This is a genomic window from Tolumonas osonensis, assembly GCF_014202415.1.
GTDB classification, from domain to species: domain Bacteria; phylum Pseudomonadota; class Gammaproteobacteria; order Enterobacterales; family Aeromonadaceae; genus Tolumonas; species Tolumonas osonensis.
The window spans coordinates 23,098-41,666 of record NZ_JACHGR010000011.1; the positions used below are offsets into that span (position 1 = coordinate 23,098).

Sequence of the window (18,569 nt, forward strand, 5' to 3'; positions counted from 1 at the left end):
CCTAAATCGATTGATATCCATCCTGAAGTGAAAAATCAGCCGTCACCTCATCCCGAAAAAAGATTAGTGAGGAGGATGAGCAGGGCGTAGGACAGGTGATTAGTGAGCGGTTAGTATGGTTTTGAGAATGACTGCATTGAAAAAAGATCATCCTGCAGGCACCGTGTACCGTAGCTGAAAATTTCATATTGTGGCTGTAGCAAGACCACAGATAACTGGAAACGACGTTATGCTGATCCCTTCAAAACTGAGCCGTCCGGTTCGCCTGCAAAATGCCATCATCCGTGACCGTTTACTGCAGCGTCTGCAAAAAGCGCTGGATTATCGTCTGGTGTTGCTGCACGGTCCGGCAGGTTATGGCAAAACCACGCTGATCGCCCAGTGGGCGGCGACGCTGCCGCATGTCGGCTGGTTTTCGCTGGATGACAGTGACAATCAGCCGGAACGTTTTGCCCGTTATCTGGTGGCGGCGCTGCAGCATGCGACCGGGGGGCATTGCGTCAAAAGCGAGTCGCTCAGTCAGAAGCATCAGTATGCCCGGCTGTCGTCACTGCTCGGTCAGGTGTTCGCCGAACTGGCCGACTGGACGGAGCCGACCTATCTCATCATCGACGATTACCATCTGATCGATAACGAAGAAATCCATGAGGCGATGCGCTTCTTCCTGCGTAATCAGCCGGATAATCTGACGCTGGTGGTGATCTCGCGCGCCCTGCCGCCGCTGGGCATTGCCAATCTGCGCGTGCGCGAACAGTTGCTGGAGCTGGATAACCAGTTGCTGGCGTTTAACCATCAGGAAGCACAGCAGTTTTTCTGTAACCGTCTGTCGACGCCGATGGACGAGCAGGAGAGTGCCACGCTGTGTGATGAGGTCGAAGGCTGGGCAACGGCGCTGCAGCTGATCGCCCTGTCGTCACCGGATTCCCGGGCGACGGCACATCAGTCGGCGCGCAAACTCTCCGGGCTGAACACCAGCTATCTGTGGGAGTATCTGGCGGAAGAAGTGATGGATCGCATCGATGCGCCGACACGGGATTTTCTGCTGCGCTGTTCGGTACTGCGTTCGATGAATGATTCGCTGGTGGCGAAACTCACTGGCCGGCAGGACGGGCTGGCGCAGCTGAGCGAGCTGGAGCGGCGCGGGCTGTTTGTGCAGCGCATGGACATGGACGGTGACACCATCTGGTTCCGCTTCCACCCGCTGTTTGCCTCCTTCCTGCAGCATTGCTGTCAGCAGCAACTCTCTGCCGAACTGCCCGAGCTGCACCGCCGGGCGGCGGCAGGCTGGCAGGCACTGAACATTCCGTCGGAAGCGATCCACCATGCCCTGGCGGCCAGTGACGCATTATTACTGCGAGAGATCCTGCTGCAATATGGCTGGTCACTGTTCCATCACGGCGAACTGGTCCTGCTGTCAGACTGCCTGGAGGCCTTGCCGTATAACGAGCTGATCCAGAGCCCGAATCTGGTGCTGCTGCAGGCGTGGCTGGCACAGAGTCAGCACCGTTACACGCAGGTGGATGCGCTGCTGGAGCGGGCGAAACAGGCGATGGCGGAACATCAGGTACGGCTCAACGACGCGCTGCAGGGCGAATTCAATGCCCTGCGTGCGCAGGTGGCGCTGAATGCCAACCGGCCGGAAGAGGCGCTGCATCTGGCGCGCGAGGCACTGGCGCAGCTGCCGCAAACCAACTTCTACGGCCGCATTGTCGCCACCTCGGTGATCGGCGAAGTGCACCATTACCTAGGCCAGCTGAGCAGTGCCTTGCCGATGATGCAACGTACCGAGCAGATGGCGCGGCGCCACGGCACCTACCACTATGCGCTGTGGGCGCTGCTGCAGCAGAGTGAAATTCTGATCGCACAGGGTTTCCTGCAGGCGGCGTATGAGGTGCAGGACAAGGCGCTGGAACTGGTACAGACCCAGCATCTGGAACAGCTGCCGCTGCATGAGTTTCTGCTGCGTATCCGTGCCCAGATCCTCTGGTCGTGGTACCGGCTGGATGAAGCCGAAAGCTGTGCCCGGCAGGGGCTGCAGGTGCTCTCCGGTTACGAGGCGAAGCAGCAGCTGCAGTGTGTTGCCATGCTGGCCAAAGTCTCGCTGGCCCGCGGCGACATCGACAATGCCAGTCAGCATCTGCAGCGTTGCGAAGTGCTGCTGCACAATGCCGATTATCATAGCGACTGGATCAGCAACGCCGATATTCCGCGGCTGCTCTACTGGCAGATGACCGGGGACAAACAAGCCGTGCGCAGCTGGCTGGCGCAGGCGGAACGCCCCGAGGCGGCCTGCAACCACTTCCTGCAGGGGCAGTGGCGCAACATTGCCCGCGCACACCTGATCCTCGAAGAAAACGAGCAGGCAGCAGAGGTGTTACAGCACCTGAACAGTGAAGCGCGGCGGCTCAATCTGTACAGCGATCTCAACCGCAACCTGCTGCTGTGCACCGTGCTGCACTGGCAGCGCAATGAACGCAGCGAGGCACAACGGGCGCTGATGGAGGCGCTGACGCTGTCCAACCGCACCGGTTTTGTCAGCCATTTCGTGATTGAAGGCGAGATTGTGGCGCAACTGCTGCGTCAGCTACTGCAGCTTAATACGCTTTCCGAGATGGAGCAGCACAAGGCGCAGCGTCTGCTGAAAGACATCAATCAACATCATCGCCACAAATTCGCCCATTTTGACGAAGGCTTTGTCGAGAAACTGCTGAACCATCCGCATGTGCCGGAACTGATCCGCACCAGCCCGCTGACGCAGCGCGAATGGCAGGTACTGGGGCTGATCTACTCCGGCTACAGCAACGAGCAGATCGCGGTGGAACTGGATGTCGCGGCCACCACCATCAAGACGCATATCCGCAATCTCTACCAGAAACTCGGCATTCTGCACCGGCAGGATGCGGTCGAGCAGGCACAGAAGCTGCTGAAACTGATGGGGTATGGGGTGTAATCAGTGCGAACGGTATGCCCGTCCGGACGGACGGCTTACTGTCAGTATTAACAGAACCTGATGTGGACTCATTTTTATACCATGGTACTTATTTCTTATTGAGTACGGGACATGAGTACACCCAATCCGCCAGCGACCAAGAAGCCGTTAGCTGTAAAATATCCGTTTGTTACTGAGTCCGGCCAGGACTACCGCGATCTCGATACATTGCTGAACGATTTAGGTGCGCAATCAGGCGGTTATTATCTGCTGGGGGCAAACAATTACTGGCATGGCGGCATTCACATCACCGGCGAGAAATTCGCCCAGCATCAGAACGAGCATCCCGTCCGTTGCATGATGGACGGCGTGGTTGTCGCCTATCGCCTGAACAGACAATACCCGACCCAGAAGTGGCAGCCGACAGGTGATTTAGCGGCCAAAGATCTCAAATTCAGCAACGGATTCTGTTTGGTCAGACATGACTATGAGAGTCCGGTCAATCAGCAGGACGGCGAACATAACGGCAAAACCAATACACTGACTTTTTACAGTCTGTATATGCATCTGGCCGACTACCGCACTTATACCGCCGACACCGCACAGTCTGTAAAAACCATTACGATCACCAAAGACACCAATGCCCGGGATGCTGCCGCTATCGCCAATGTCATTGGCACGCTGAAACAGGGCAGTACGGTACAGCTCGATTCACAGCAAAGTCCGATACAAGCAACCGCCCGTGGCCGTCGATACCATTTCTATCTGGTCACGGTACAGATGCCGGCAGCAGATTCTGCCCCTACGGTCACTACCGGCATGCGGGTTTATCTCTATGCCGGCTGTTTTCCTGCCGACACCTTCACCGCGGTGGAAAAACCAAAACTTCCCGGTTATTGGAAGGCGACGGTGACCGGGAAATCGAAAGAACCCATGCGGATCTATGACTCCAAAGCGCATTGTATGCAGCGGAATGTGCCGCCGGTAACGGTATTAAATCCGGAACAACCCTGTACTTTTCAGACGGAAAAAATCATCAAGAATGTCGCTATCAAAGGGAAATCGCATTCCATTGCCAAGTGTCAGTTTCCAGCTTCCGCTACCTTCCGGGGCGATCCGATTTCATCCGGCTGGATGATTGTCGATGAAAGTCAGGTGACGTGGGAAAGAGTCGAACCGACCGAATTTGATTCGATTGTGAAATTTACCGAGCCGATGCCGATTGCAGCCGGTGACCCCATTGGCCTGATGGGGATCTGGGAAAGCCCGGAACCGCCCTTTATAACCGGGATGACGAAAACCCGTCATCAAATGCACATTGAACTGTTTACCACCGATGACAAAACCGCGCTGGAAGCGTTTCTCAGTAACAGCGCAGGGCTGACGACGGGGAAAAAATATCTGAAAGTCCCGAAAGGCAGCCAACTTTACAGCAGTGACGGACATGGCAACTTCGTCAATCCGGACCCATTACTGAATGCGGCTCGTGATTATGTATTTGAGGAATCGGCCTGCCGACAGGTAAAAGATACGGCTGGTACGGTGTTCTATCATCTCAAAGGGATCAAAACCGGTGAAGCGGCCACCGGCCCGGTTGATTTTGCGCACGTCAAACTAGAAGGGAACATCAAACTAGTCACTCAGCATGACTGGCAAGCACTCGGTTTTACGACCATCGAAGAAACCAATGATGACTCGGATGGCTATATCAATCCGGAAAAAATTACATCCCCGCTATTTCAGGATATTTTTAAACGGGTTGACGGTATTAATAGCCGAAATGGGCAGGGCGATGGTGTACTGACGGGCACCGAAATCAGGAATGCCCTGCAGCAGGATAAAGAGCTGAGAAGCGATCTGTATAAAATGATCGCCGGTCACCCGAGCGAGTGGCACCAGGCAACGCAAAACAATATGAAGGCACATGCGGATGAACAGAACACCGATAATGCAGAAGAATATAAAAACACCAACCAGTTTGAAGTTGAACGGTTTCTGCAATGTGAATTTGTTAGCCAGATTGAAGGGCTAACGCAGAAGTTGTGGCATTTTCATCCGGTGCAATTAATCTCAATTATAAAGAATATAAGATATTGGCCATTAGGTAAAACATCAGAGTATTTTGAATCAGGTGGAAGAGGTCCTGGGACAATATCTTCAGGTAATGGTGATCATGGCGGAGCGTCCTATGGAATATATCAGTTGTCATCTCGGATGGGAAAGCTGCAGGAATACATCAATTACTCAAAATTCAAAGAGAATTTTGATACATTAGATTTATGTTCTGAATCATTTAATTTAATGTGGAAAAAGATTGCCAGAGAATATGCCGATGAATTTAAAGAAGAACAACACAACTTCATAAGGAATACAACATATAAAACCCAGATAAATATATTAAGTGAAAAAGGGGTGCTTATAAACCATAAGCGGGCTGCTATTCACGATATGGTTTGGTCAACAAGCGTTCAAATGGGGCAGAATACAAAGTTAATACTAAGAGCACTTGAAAATAAAAATGTTAACACCTTAAATGATGTGGAAATAATATCATTGGTTCAAGATTATAAGGCTGATAATGTTGAATCTATATTCAGAAGTTCGCCTACACTTTGGGATAGTTTAAGAAGTAGAGCTGTAACAGAAAAAGAGCGATTAATCTACTTGGCTTCCACTGATTACATGATAGAGGATCTATGAAAAAAGACATTTTATTACTTGCTATATTATTAAGTTTTTCATGTCACTCAAGTGAATATGGGGTTGGTTATACAACATGTATAAAAGAAAGTGATGGTTCCACAGAAAACATATTGACTTGTATTAAGAGTGAGTACGCAGACCAAAGAAAGCAAGTTGAAAACTTCATTATTAAAAATTTCAAACAAGATAAATCGATGTTTATGTCTTTAGAGAAATATAATAAATCTTTAGACTCAGCGATATCAGATAAATGCAATGTTTATTTTTTATTAGATGGCGATAGGGGTAGTATAAGTGAAGCTCAGTGTGAGCTGGATGAACTATTGACATACAAGAAATTATTAAATGATTTTTATGAGATGCATAATGCAGGTTAAATAAATTTCAATATAATAATTAAATATTGGTGGTGCTCATATTTGCGAGCGCCATTTGATTTTCACATGCATTGTGTTCTTATGTGATACGTTAAAAATAATCAAAATTACAGTGCGATAGAAGTTCATCGCTGGGATGTCAGTGATAAAGAAAAGGTGCCCTCTCGGACACCTCATCTAGCAGCAACGGCAAAACCCGCATTACAGATCGTCGCGCTGCCACAGCCAGGCGGCGCCGCGGACGCCGCTGGAGTCGCCGTGCAGCGCCTTGTGTACCGGGGTTTCGCACTCACCACCAAAGACATACTCTTTCATCAGGCGCGGGATGTTGTCGTAGATACGGTCAACGTTACTCATGCCGCCGCCCAGTACGATCACGTCCGGGTCCATCAGGTTGACGGCATGGGCCAGCGCCTTGGCCAGACGACGCTCGTAGTCCTCAATTGCCTTGATCGCGGCGGTATCGCCCTGTGCCACCAGCGCCATGATTTCGGCGCCTTTCAGTTCCCTGCCGGTGTCGAATTTATAGCTGTTGGCGAAGCCGGTGCCGGAAACATACGTCTCGATGCAGCCTTTTTTGCCGCAGTAGCAGGGCGTCGCGTTCTGATACTTCCACTCTTCCTCGTCGATCCAGGGCAGCGGGTTATGGCCGAATTCACCGGCAATCCCGTTACCACCGGCATGCACATGGCCGTTGATGGCGATGCCGGAACCGCAACCGGTGCCGATGATCACCGCAAATACCAGTTTGCCGCCGGCGCCGGCACCGTCAGTGGCTTCTGACACGGCCAGACAGTTGGCATCGTTGGCGACGCGGACCGGACGATCCAGCAGCGCTTCCAGATCCTTATCCAGCGGCTGGCCGTTCAGCCAGGTGGAGTTGGCGTTTTTCACCTTGCCGGTGAACGGCGAGATGGTGCCGGGAATGCCCAAACCGACCGAGCCTTTTCTCCCGGTGGCCGCTTCGGCATCCAGTACCAGCCCCTTGATGGCTTCCAGTGTTTGCCGATAATCATGCCGCGGGGTTGGCACCCGCTTGCGGAACAATTCACCCCCATCGCTGTCCAGCGCGATGACTTCAATTTTGGTGCCGCCTAAATCAATTCCGATACGCACTTTTCATTTCCTCGTCTTGTTTGTTGCCGGCTGACGCAGGTCAGCTCACAGTTCATTGTTTGTTCTCTGGTCTCGCAATCACAAATGACTACAATTTGTTTCATTGATTTTCAGTACGGGCCTGCATAAAAAATGAAAACCAAAATTCTGGTTGTGGATGATGACATCGCGATCTGCGAACTGCTGACGGACGTGCTCGGCGAGCATGTATTCGACGTCAGAACCTGTCATCGTGCCCAATCCGCGTTGCAGACATTGCAGCAGGAACCGGATATCGCGTTGGTCCTGCTGGATCTGATGTTGCCCGACATGAGCGGACTGTTATTGTTACAGCAAATCCGCATGCAATTCCCCGATCTGCCCGTGATTATGCTCACCGGTCTGGCGACGGAATCCGACATGATCGTCGGTCTGGAAATGGGCGCGGATGATTACATCGCCAAACCGTTTGTCCCCCGTATCGTGGTGGCCCGCGTGAAAGCGGTGTTGCGACGTACGCCGGTCAGTGAAAATCCGCAACGCCGGGTGGTGGTGCCGGTCAGCGGCCCCGGTTACCGTTTTGACGGCTGGCTGCTTAACACCCATACCGGTCGGCTGCATACACCGGATGGCGACGATATCGAGCTGACGCAGGGCGAGTATTCGCTGCTGACGGTACTGCTGAAAAACGCGCGCAAGGTGCTGACACGCGATCAGTTGCTGGAAATGACCCACAGTGATGCGCTCGACGTGTTTGACCGTACTATCGATGTGCTGATCATGCGTCTGCGCCGCAAAATTGAACCCAATCCGAAACAGCCGGAATACATCCGTACCATCCGTGGCGCGGGTTATGTCATGTCGCGGGAAGTCACGGTTGTGCATAAGGCCTGATCACCCGTTATGGTCGGTGGCTTGGGCGGCGATATAGGCCTGCAGTTCACCGAGTGGCGCCGCGCCGTCAATGGCGTTGGTGCTGCGCAGGTTGAAACGGGCGCAGGCGTTGCCCAGTTGCAGGGTTTCGCGCAGTCCCCAGTGCTGATGCAGACCGTATAACACCCCGGCACAGAAGGCATCGCCGGCACCGACCGTGCCGGCAATCTCCTGCGGTTCCACCCAGTACGACGGTATAAACAGACTTTCGCCCTGACGATTTTCCGCCCAGGCGCCTTCCGGACAGTGAATCACCACCACCTGTTTCACTCCCTGTTGCAGCAGTTTTCCGGCCGCATGCGGGATCTGGATCAGATCCGGCGTGCCGTCGGGCGTGCGTAATGACTGCCCGGTCAGGGTCGCGGCTTCCAGCTCATTGATGATCAGATAATCCACATACGGCAGCGTCGGCAAAACTACCCGTTGCGCCCGGGCGGGATCATCGACAGACACCAGATCGAGCGCGGTGAGATAGCCTTTCTGCTGTAACTGATGGAACAGCCGGGCTGCGGTTACACCATAGTCCGGATCGGCGGTTTCCAGCTGTTGCAGCAGTAACAGGTAGGCCAGATGCACAATCCGGTGCTGACTGTGCAAGCCGTAAAGGATCTGGGGATCAAACGCGGCGTTGCAGCCGTGGGCATGAAAGAAGGTCCGCTGTCCGTTGCGGTGATTGGTCATCACCTGCGTCATGCTGGTCGGCAAGGCCGCCGTTTGCAGCCAGCGGCAGTCAATATCGTCCTCCAGCAGACACTGGCGGATAAACTCGCCATCCAGATCATCCCCGACCAGTCCGGCAGCGGCCAGCGGCAGGCCGGTCTTCATCCGCGCCAGGGTCCGCAACACATTCGGTACCGCACCGCCGGTCGCGCTTTCACTGTGCAGAATGGTGGCCAGTCGTCCCTGTTCCGGCCAGTCATCGATCAGATGGACATGATCGACCAGCAGGGTGCCGGCCGCGAGAATGCCGTAGCGGGGGGGAGTCATGTTGCTTGCCCTGCGCTGCCGAACACTTGCATCTGTCCTTCCACGGTTTGCTGAATGGCCGCTTCAATATCCATCAGCATGTGCGCCAGTTCGTCATAGGCAGTTTCGCGGTGCTGCATGGCCTGTTCCACGGCAACCAGCGCGCTTTGTGACATGCCGGTGTAGAAATTGATTTTGTGGATACCGAGCGAAATCGCTTTGCGAAAATCGGCATCGCTGATGCCGGAACCGCCGTGCAGTACCAGCGGCAGCCCGGTCTGTTCGCGGATCGCCTGCAGACGCGGGAAGTCGAGCTGAGGTTCGCCGCGATATTTGCCGTGGACGTTACCGATGGCGACGGCCAGCGCGTCAATCCCGGTACGGGTGACAAAATCGGTGGCCTTGGCCGGATCGGTAAACTTGCTGCTGTCACAGGAACCGTAGAGCGAACCGCCTTCATCGCCACCGACCGCGCCCAGTTCCGCTTCGACCGAAATGCCCAGTGCATGGCACATTTTTACCACTTCCGCAGTCTGGCGGATATTCTCTTCATAGCTTAGCCCGGAGCCATCAAACATCACCGAGGTAAAGCCCAGACGGATGGCTTTCATGATGGCATCGAAACTGGTGCCGTGATCGAGGTTCAGCACCACCGGAATATTGTGCAGGGCTGCTTCGGCTTTGATGGCGGCACAGATCGCGTCCAGTGAAACGTATTTAAAATGCACTTCGGCAATATTGATGATGAACGGCGAGCGTTGCGCTTCTGCGGCGGCAAACAGCGCCCGCAGGAAGTGGGTATCCAGCACGTTAAAGGCGCCCAGCGCATAACCATGTTCACGCGCGTGGGATAAACCCTGAGCAAGAGAAATCAGTGGCATAACAGTAGCTCCTTAAAGTGGCAGAAAACGGGGATATTCGTTACACAGCAAGTGTAGTGGATCAGTGTCCTCTTCGATTTCACTGAACCGGGATTGCGGCTGCAGGAAGCGGTTATCGCGACGATCATCATTTACCATCGACACTTCACCGAGGATCACCGGACCCTGTCCGGGCTCGGCCCAGAACGAGTGATACAGGCCCTGGGTCAGCGAGATACTCTGTCCGGCGCTCAGGCACAACCGGCTACCGGCCTTGTGTCGCTGGCGTTCGCCATCAAGGACGACTTCCACATCGGTCGTGTCACACTGTTCATCCGGAGTGCGGTTATACAGTTCAATAATCAGCTTGCCGCCGCCCCGGTGGATAATGTCTTCCATCTTGTACCAGTGGAAATGCAGCGGGGTCTGCTGACCTTCGCGGCTGATCATGATTTTTTCCGCATAGGGTTTCGGATAGGGTTTGCCGCCAACCGACCCGTTGCGTAGGGTAAACAGCGTCAGTCCGGTATTGGCAAAATCGCCGCTGCCCATATCGGTGACATCCCAGCCTAATTGCAGATCGAATACTTCCTGAAAACGGTCTAATTCCCGGGTGGCCCACTCGTGGGGGGTGAAATGCGCAAACGGCGGCAGGTAGATATTGTTCTGAGCGAAGATCGCTTGTGTTTCGGCAAGGATTTCATTGATCTGAGAGCGACGCATTTACACCTCCTGTTGGCATAACCAGCGGGTATATTGCTGATAGCGCAGATAACGCGCCTGCAGCGCTGGTTGGGATTGGGGACGGATGATGGCCGCGGTGGCTGGAATGTGGTGTGCCATCAGATGTTGCAGCGCCCCCGGTTCCAACGCCAGCCGCGCCAGACGGGCGGCACCAAAGGCGGCGCCGACATCGGCATAGGTCGGCACAATGATGCGGCACTGGGTGAGATCGGCGATCAGCTGCAGCCAGAAATGGCTGCGGGCACCACCACCGGTGGCGATCATCTGAGCGGGGGCGCAGCCGGCCTGTTGCAGCGCGCGGTAACCATCGGCCAGTGAAAAGGCAACTCCCTCCAGCACGGCCCGGGCCAGATGGCCGCGCTGACTGTCACTGGACAGACCAAAGAAAGCACCGCGGACATGGGGCGCATTCCATGGCGTGCGTTCTCCGCTGAGATAGGGGGCAAACAGGACGTCACCGGCTTCATGCTGTTCGGCTTCCTGTGCCAGTTGCGCCTCGGATATTGAGGTGATCGACGCAAACCAGCTCAGCGAGGAGGCGGCGCTGAGCGTCACCGCCATCTGGTGCCAGCGTCCGGGCAGGGCATGGCAGAAACTGTGCACCGCCTGTGCCGGATTGGCATAGTGCTGATCGGCGGCGACAAAGATCACGCCGGACGTGCCGAGCGAGACAAACCCGTCACCGGCCTTGATCACGCCAAGACCAATCGCGCTGGCCGCATTGTCACCAGCCCCGGCAACCAGAGGAGTGCCGCGCGGCAAACCCCACGCATCGGCCAGCGAGTCATACAGCGTACCGGTGATCTGATTACCTTCGTAAAGTGCCGGCATCTGGCTGGTGGTGAGGTTACAGGCCACCAGCAGCTCTTCGCTCCAGGCGCGGCGGGCGGTATCCAGCCAGAGCGTTCCGGCACTGTCAGACATGTCGCTGGCGAAATCTCCGCTCATGCGGTAACGCAGATAATCTTTTGGCAGCAGAATGTGGGCGGTTTTGGCAAAAATAGCCGGCTCGTGACGCTGCACCCAGAGTAGTTTCGGCGCGGTAAACCCGGCCATGACCCGGTTGCCGGTGATGCCGATAAAATCGGCCCGCTGCTCCAGCCAGCGGCACTCATCGGCGCTGCGGCCGTCGTTCCACAGAATGCAGGGGCGCAGTACACGGCCGTGTTCATCCAGCAGCGTGGCGCCGTGCATCTGACCGCTGAAGCCAATGGCGCGTAACTGCAGCAGCGCCGGTGCCTGACGGCTTTTGAGTTGTAACATGGCCTGCTGCAGGGCCAGCCACCACGCCTCCGGATCCTGTTCACTGAAACCGGGCTGCGGATGCTGTACCGTCAGTGGCACCGTGGCGCTATCGAGCAGATTTTCTTCGTTATCCAGCAGCACGACTTTCAGGCTGGATGTACCTAAATCAATACCAAGGAACATGGGGTGGCTCCCAGAAAATTGCCAGTCTGGTCAACGCTCCCGAGGGAAACGGGAAGGCTGACCGCAGTGGCAAAAACGCCGCCTCGCGGCGGCGTGTCATACGGAGTGAATTATTTAACAGTCCAGCCTTTGTAATCCTTCACGTTGTTGCGATCGATCAGGGTTACCGGAATCAGTACTGGTTCTTTCGGTGCTGGTTTGCCCTGCAGAATGTTGTAACCGATTTCTACTGCTTTGGACGCCATGACCTGTGGATCCTGTGCCGGAGTAGCCACGAACAGGTTGTTATCGCGTTTCAGTGCTTCTTCCGCATCCGGTGAACCGTCTACACCGACAATGAAGAACTCATTGCGCTGTGCCTGTTTGGCCGCCAGATCCGCACCGATACCGGTCGGGTCGTTGATGGCGAATACCGCATCAATTTTCGGATGTGCGGCCAGCAGTGATGTCATCACTTCCAGACCACCTTCGCGGCTGCCTTTACCGTTCTGGTTAGAAGACAGAACCTTGATATCCTTGTACTTGTTCAGGGTATTCATACAACCGTCAACACGGTTGGTCACCGCAGATACTGGTGGGCCGTTGATGATCACGACGTCACCGCGACCCTGCAATTTGTCGGCGATGTACTGGCAACCCAGTTCACCGGCCTGAGTGTTGTTGGAGGTTACAGTGGCATCTGCGCCTTCTGCCGCTACGTCAACTGCGACGACCACGATACCTGCCTGCTGGGCACGTTTAACCGCCGGCGCAATCCCTTTGGAATCGGCCGCATTCAGTACGATCATATCGACACCGGCTGCGATGAAGTTGTCGATCTGAGTGACCTGCTGACCCAGGTCATAACCGCTGGATACCAGCGTTACCTTGACGTCCTGACCTGCCAGTTCACGCGCCTTCATTTCCGCACCCTTGGTGATCTGCACGAAGAACGGGTTAGCCAGATCGCCCACGGTAACACCGATGGATTTCAGGTCTTTGGCCTGTGCCAGTGGTGCGGTGGTAATGACTGCTGCTGCGAGTAAGGTGGACATCAGTTTGTTCAAACGCATAATTGTTGTACTCCGCCGTTGTTGTTAGGGGGTGTTGCGTTATGGTGGGCGCCGTTAGACGCCCGTGTGTGTATTAGGCGCCCGCATGTTTACGGGTACGATATTTGTCGATCAGAACTGCAATGATGATCACACAGCCCTTGATTACCAGCTGCCAGAAGTAGGAGACGCCCATCAGAGTCATCCCGTTGTTCATGGCGGCAATAATCAATGCGCCGATTAATGTGCCGGTGATAGTACCAATACCACCTGACAGACTGGTGCCACCGAGAACCACGGCCGCGATGGCATCCAATTCATAGCCAACGCCCAGGTTGCCGTTGGCGCTGTACAGACGGGAAGCACTCATGATCCCGCCCAGACCTGACATCAGACCACTCATGGCATACACGAAGGTCAGTACCATACCGACTTTGATACCGGTCAGACGTGCGGCGTTGGCATTGCCACCCACAGCATAGACGTGCATCCCCAGCGTGGTTTTGCGCAGAATGAACCAGCAGGCGGCAATCACCACAAAGCCGATCACGACCAGCCATGGGATAGGGCCCAGATAGGAGTTACCGATCCATTCAAAGCTGATGTTGTTGTTGATCACCGTGGTGCCGTCCGCCAGCAGATAAGCGGCCCCGCGCAGTGCGGTATAGGTCCCCAATGTGGCGATGAAGGGTGGCAAGCCGATATACGCCACCATGATACCGTTCAGGGTACCCATCAGCAGGCCGCCCATCAGCGCGACCGGAATCGCCAGCATGCCGAGTGACGGATCCAGCGAGGTCACCATCGCCATCACCGCAGTGGTACCGAGGATGGAGCCGACCGACAGGTCGATCCCGCCGGTGATGATGACAAAGGTCATCCCGGCTGCCAGTACCATGTTGATGGAGGACTGACGCACGATGTTCATCAGGTTGGATTCGGTAGCAAAGTTTGGCGTCATCAGAGCGAAGCCGATACAGATCAGGATCAGAACGGGTAAGATCCCTACCGACTGCATGACGCTGTGCAGCGTAAATTTCTTGCTCGGGCCTGCGGCCGCGGCGTTGGTATTGGGTGTGCTCATAGCGTTACTCATTCCTGTTTCTCTCTCATGCCACTTCCGCGCCGGCCATGTGGTGGGTTGCCCCGGTAGCCAGCTCCATAATGTTTTCCTGGGTGATCGCTTCACCGTCCAGTTCACCGACAATGCTGCCGGCGCGCATGACATAGACGCGATCGCTCATACCGACAATTTCCGGTAACTCGCTGGAGATCATCAGAATGGCCACGCCTTTACGCGCCATGTCTGTCATCATCCGGTAGATTTCGCTTTTCGCACCGACATCGACCCCACGGGTCGGTTCGTCCAGGATCAGCAGCTTTGGATGGATGGCGACCCAGCGGGAGATCAGCAGTTTTTGCTGGTTGCCGCCCGACAGGCTGCCGGATGCCACCTGACTGTGCGGCACGCGGATATTCAGGGTTTTGATGGCGGTATCGCTGATCGCACGGTTTTTCTTCTCGTTCAGGACGCCGTGGAAGCTATCCCGTTCGATGGTGGCCATCACGATGTTGTCGTGCACCGTCATTTCCAGGAACAGTCCCTGTTCTTTACGGTTTTCGGTCAGGAAGCCGATGCCGCAATCAATCGCATCCCGGGGGCTGCGGATTTCCAGCGGCTTGCCTTTCAGCTTGATGTTGCCGGCACTGATTTTACGGGCACCGAAAATCATCTGGGCCAGCTCAGAGCGGCCGGCGCCGACCAGACCGGACAGGCCGACGATCTCACCGGCGCGGACATTCAGGGTGCCGGACAGCACTTTGTCTTCATCGGTCAGATCGGTGCATTCCAGCACCAGGTCACCTTTCGGAATGGTACGGTCCTTGTTGAACAGATCATTCAGCGGACGGCCTACCATCATGCGCACCAGTTCACTGGCAGAGAGTTCATTACGCATCAGGCTGCCGATGTACTGACCATCACGCAGCACACTGACGCGATCCGACAGTTCATAAATCTCGGCCATACGATGGCTGATATAGATGATGGCCAGCCCTTCGCTGCGCAGTTTCTTGATCAGCGCAAACAGCATGTCGGTTTCACGGGAGGAGAGGGCTGCGGTCGGCTCATCCATCACCAGTACCCGGCTCTTGCGATGCAGGGCGCGGGCGATTTCGACCTGCTGCTGCTCGGCGATGCTCAGGTGGGAGACTTTGGCCGACGCTTTAAAGCGGGCGGCCAGACGATCCAGCACGATTTGGGTTTCTTCTTCCATTTTCTGCCGGTTGACCATCCCGTTACGGGTGATTTCCGAACCGAGGAAGATGTTTTCGGCGACGGTCAGATTCGGTGCCAGATTGATTTCCTGATAAATCAGGGTAATACCGGCATTCAGCGCATCTTTCGGACCGTTGATGGTAAAGGGTTTGCCATCAATGTAGATCTCACCGGCGGTCGCGGTATAGGCGCCAGCCAGGATTTTCATCAGGGTACTTTTACCCGCGCCGTTTTCTCCCATCAGCGAATGCACTTCGCCGGGATAGATTGTCAGGCTGACATCTTTCAGCGCATAGAACTGTCCGAAGCGTTTGGCGATGTTTCGCATCTCCAGAATGGGTTGTTGCTCGCTCATCATCTGCCTCATGTGAAGTTTCATGGCAGCAGTAAAACACCGCTGTGTAAATGGCGTATGTTTTGTGTGATTCACAATTGTCATATTGTTAACGGCGCTTTTGTTCGGGGCAGTGAGCGGCTACTCTGAGCCTCTTGTCTGTTGCGGGATTCTTGTTATGCCTTCGTCGTATTCCCATCGTAAGCCCTTGTTTTCCGGTGTCAGAGGCCGTCTTTTGTCCTTTAACCTGCTGGTGGTGCTGCTGACGCTGGTCATTGGCGTGATCGCGGTGTTTGGTTTTAACAATGCCGGCCGGCTGCTAACCGATATGCAGGAAAGTACGCTGTCCGAGATGAACAGCGGCATGGAGGTCGGGGTCAAAACGGCCAAAGTGGCCACGGTGGCCGTCAGTCTGACCCAGGTCATCGGCGCGATGGAGTACCAGAGCGAATCGGATTTGCTGAAAACGGCGATGGCGGCGCTGCGAAATTCGTTGTCGAAAATGGCGGCAGCGCCGCTGGCCCGGCAGCAACCGCAGTTGATTGACCGGATTCATCAGCGCAGTAACGAACTGCAAGACAGTGTGCGCAAGCTGCTGGACCTGACCCGGCAACGCCATCTGGAACGGCACAGTCTGCTCGGGGTAATTTACCAGGCGCAGTCACAGCTGGATTTACTGGCACAAGATGACAGCCTCGGCTGGCCGGGCGCGCCGGAACAGGATGTGTTCCGCAATATGCTGGCAATGACGCTGACCATCCCGGCGTCACCGGATGTGTTAAGCCAGCTGGTGCACATCAGTCTGCAGTGGCAGCAGGCGATCCCGCAGGCCGTGCCGGCCCGGCAGAAAATCCTGCAGGCTCTCTGCGATACCTTATTACCGGTCGCGCAGTTGAATCAGCAACTGCAAAACAGTGATCTGGCGATTGCCTATCACACCTTCCGCATCAAGGCGCTGGTCAACCTGCTGGATCAGGATATCAATCAGTATGTCCAGCTGGTGGTCGACTCGGCCGGTTCCCGCGCCGAGCGCACCCACCGGGAGCTGCAGACCAGCACCTTCACGATCCAGATATTTGCGCTGCTGGCCGTGGTGATCACCGCCCTGGCCGGGAATTACATTTATGACAACATGGGGGTGCTGGTGAGCGCCATCGCCGATGCCATGACCCGGCTGACCAAAGGGGAGCGGACGGTGCAGGTGCCGGCCCTGAACCGGCAGGATGAGCTGGGCGATCTGGCACGGGCGTTTAACGTATTTGCCAACAATGCGGCGTCACTGGCGCGGGTGACCCGGCTGTTCAAAGAGAAGAGCATTCAGCTGGAAACCACCTTCCTCTCGATCCGTGACGGGTTTGCGCTGTTTGATGCCAGCGGCGCCCTGGTCGTGTCCAACCCGCAGTATGCCTCCCTGCTGCAACTTGATCAGATCATGCCCGGCAGTCATTTCCGCGAGGTCTTGCAGCGGCTGCAGCAAAGCGGTGCCCAGCGCAGTGACGGTAAACCGCTGTCGCCGGATCATTTATGGCGCGCCGAAGACAATGTGCTGACACTCGAGCTGCAACTGGGTGGGGAACGGTATGTGGAACTGCGTCTCAACCGGCTGGCGAACATGAGTGTGGCGAGCATGGTGCTGGATCGCACCGACCGCAAGACGCTGGAGGCCGAGCTGATCCACAGTCAGAAGATGAAGGCCGTCGGCCATCTGACCGGCGGGATTGCGCATGACTTTAATAACCTGCTGGCGGTGGTTTTGGGCAATCTGGAGTTATTGCAGACCGATGAGCTGGAAGATCGTACCCGACAGCGCATTGAGCGCGCCTATAAAGCGGCAGAGCGGGGAGCCCAGTTGACGCAGCGGTTACTGGCGTTTTCCCGCAAGCAGGCGTTACGGCCGCGGGCGATTGATCTGGCGGAGCTGGTCACCAGCCTGCGCGAGCTGATGGAACACTCGCTGCCGGCGACACTGCGGCTGGAACTGGATATTCAGCCCGGTTTGCGTCCGGCGTGGATGGATGCCAACCAGCTGGAAAACAGTCTGCTCAATCTGGTGGTCAATGCCCGTGACGCGATGGAGGGCCGCAGTGGCGCGATCCGGTTACGTCTGTTTAATCAGCATGTCCAGCGGACCAGTGGCCGTGAACAGGATATGGTGACCATTGAGGTGATCGATCAGGGTTGCGGTATGACACCGGAAGTCCTGCAGCGGGTGTTTGAGCCGTTTTTCACCACCAAGGCCGCCGGCAAGGGCAGCGGCCTCGGCTTGTCGATGGTCTATGGTTTCGTCCGTCAGTCGGGCGGACGGGTTCAGATCGACACGGAGCCCCAGCATGGTACCTGCGTGCGGTTGCAGTTACCCTGCGCCGAAGCGGAGCCGGTCGCGTTGCCGGCCACGTCGGAATCGGCCCCGGTCTGGGCCGACGATGACATGCCGCTGGTGGTGGTGCTGGAAGATCAGGCGGATGTGCGGCAGACGCTGTGTGAATACCTGCACAGCATGGGCTGTCTGACCATGGATACCGACTGCGGCGAACAGGCGCTGTCCTGGGTCCGGTCTATTCCGGAAGTGCAGTTACTGATCAGTGATATCGTGCTGCCGGGGCAGGCCAGTGGCATTGCCGTGGCTGAGCAGGCACAACAACTGAGACCGTCACTGAAATTGTTACTGGTCAGCGGACATGATTTCAGTGAACAGGCCGTGTCACACAGCTGGCCATTGTTGACTAAACCATACACTCGCGGTGATTTGATCAACCAGTTAACCCGGCTCTGGCAGAAAAAAACGACCTGAAATTGATTTCAGCAGGTATTTTTCAAGTTTTTTCTTTCTGAGTCCTGTTATAGAGATTGTTTGCCACGCATAAATCGGAGAAGATAGCGCCGTGGATCAG

13 protein-coding genes are annotated in these 18,569 nt (G+C 55.5%); 5 read left to right on the plus strand and 8 right to left on the minus strand.

Features of this window, described 5'->3' with window-relative positions; translation table 11 throughout:
* Positions 1–229: 229 nt before the first annotated feature.
* The 3 genes from malT (at position 230) to HNR75_RS14200 (ending at position 6,009) form a co-directional block, all read left to right on the plus strand.
* Positions 230–2,950 (plus strand): HTH-type transcriptional regulator MalT, encoded by a 2,721-nt coding sequence (malT, locus tag HNR75_RS14190; protein ID WP_188027646.1) that lies wholly within the window; start codon positions 230–232, stop codon positions 2,948–2,950.
* 540 nt (positions 2,951–3,490) lie between these two features.
* The gene (locus HNR75_RS14195) at positions 3,491–5,629 is read left to right on the plus strand and encodes a VgrG-related protein (RefSeq protein ID WP_188027647.1); all 2,139 of its coding nucleotides are present in this window, start codon (positions 3,491–3,493) and stop codon (positions 5,627–5,629) included.
* On the plus strand, positions 5,626–6,009 hold the full coding sequence (locus HNR75_RS14200; RefSeq protein ID WP_188027648.1) for a hypothetical protein: 384 nt from the start codon (positions 5,626–5,628) through the stop codon (positions 6,007–6,009). The genes HNR75_RS14195 and HNR75_RS14200 overlap by 4 nt, the downstream gene beginning before the upstream one ends.
* Before the next feature lie 201 nt (positions 6,010–6,210).
* Here HNR75_RS14200 and mak read toward each other — a convergent pair whose 3' ends face one another.
* Positions 6,211–7,125: a fructokinase gene (gene mak, locus HNR75_RS14205; protein ID WP_188027649.1), complete on the minus strand. Its 915-nt coding sequence runs from the start codon at positions 7,123–7,125 to the stop codon at positions 6,211–6,213.
* 132 nt (positions 7,126–7,257) lie between these two features.
* Between mak and HNR75_RS14210 the strand changes: the two genes are divergently transcribed.
* A complete protein-coding gene (locus tag HNR75_RS14210; protein ID WP_188027650.1) occupies positions 7,258–7,998 on the plus strand; it encodes a response regulator in 741 nt (246 codons plus the stop codon).
* Here the strand turns inward: HNR75_RS14210 and HNR75_RS14215 are convergent, their stop codons facing one another.
* The 7 genes from HNR75_RS14215 to HNR75_RS14245 form a co-directional block, all read right to left on the minus strand.
* The gene (locus tag HNR75_RS14215) at positions 7,999–9,024 is read right to left on the minus strand and encodes a carbohydrate kinase family protein (RefSeq protein ID WP_188027651.1); all 1,026 of its coding nucleotides are present in this window, start codon (positions 9,022–9,024) and stop codon (positions 7,999–8,001) included. It lies immediately after the preceding gene.
* Entirely contained in the window at positions 9,021–9,884 is an 864-nt protein-coding gene (locus HNR75_RS14220; protein WP_188027652.1) for a ketose 1,6-bisphosphate aldolase, read from the minus strand. Before HNR75_RS14220 ends, HNR75_RS14215 begins: the two co-directional genes overlap by 4 nt.
* Positions 9,885–9,896: 12 nt before the next feature.
* Positions 9,897–10,586 (minus strand): D-lyxose/D-mannose isomerase, encoded by a 690-nt coding sequence (locus HNR75_RS14225; protein WP_188027653.1) that lies wholly within the window; start codon positions 10,584–10,586, stop codon positions 9,897–9,899.
* Positions 10,587–12,035, minus strand: coding sequence for a xylulokinase (gene xylB, locus HNR75_RS14230; RefSeq protein WP_188027654.1), 1,449 nt, complete (start codon positions 12,033–12,035; stop codon positions 10,587–10,589).
* Between the two features lie 110 nt (positions 12,036–12,145).
* Entirely contained in the window at positions 12,146–13,087 is a 942-nt protein-coding gene (locus HNR75_RS14235) for an ABC transporter substrate-binding protein (RefSeq protein ID WP_188027655.1), read from the minus strand.
* 73 nt (positions 13,088–13,160) lie between these two features.
* Entirely contained in the window at positions 13,161–14,150 is a 990-nt protein-coding gene (locus HNR75_RS14240; RefSeq protein ID WP_188027656.1) for an ABC transporter permease subunit, read from the minus strand.
* 25 nt (positions 14,151–14,175) lie between these two features.
* Complete coding sequence (locus HNR75_RS14245) at positions 14,176–15,711, minus strand: sugar ABC transporter ATP-binding protein (RefSeq protein ID WP_246358971.1); 1,536 nt, start codon at positions 15,709–15,711, stop codon at positions 14,176–14,178.
* Between the two features lie 145 nt (positions 15,712–15,856).
* Here HNR75_RS14245 and HNR75_RS14250 point away from each other — a divergent pair, with 145 nt between their 5' ends.
* Positions 15,857–18,469 (plus strand): ATP-binding protein, encoded by a 2,613-nt coding sequence (locus tag HNR75_RS14250; protein ID WP_188027657.1) that lies wholly within the window; start codon positions 15,857–15,859, stop codon positions 18,467–18,469.
* The last annotated feature ends 100 nt before the right edge of the window (positions 18,470–18,569 follow it).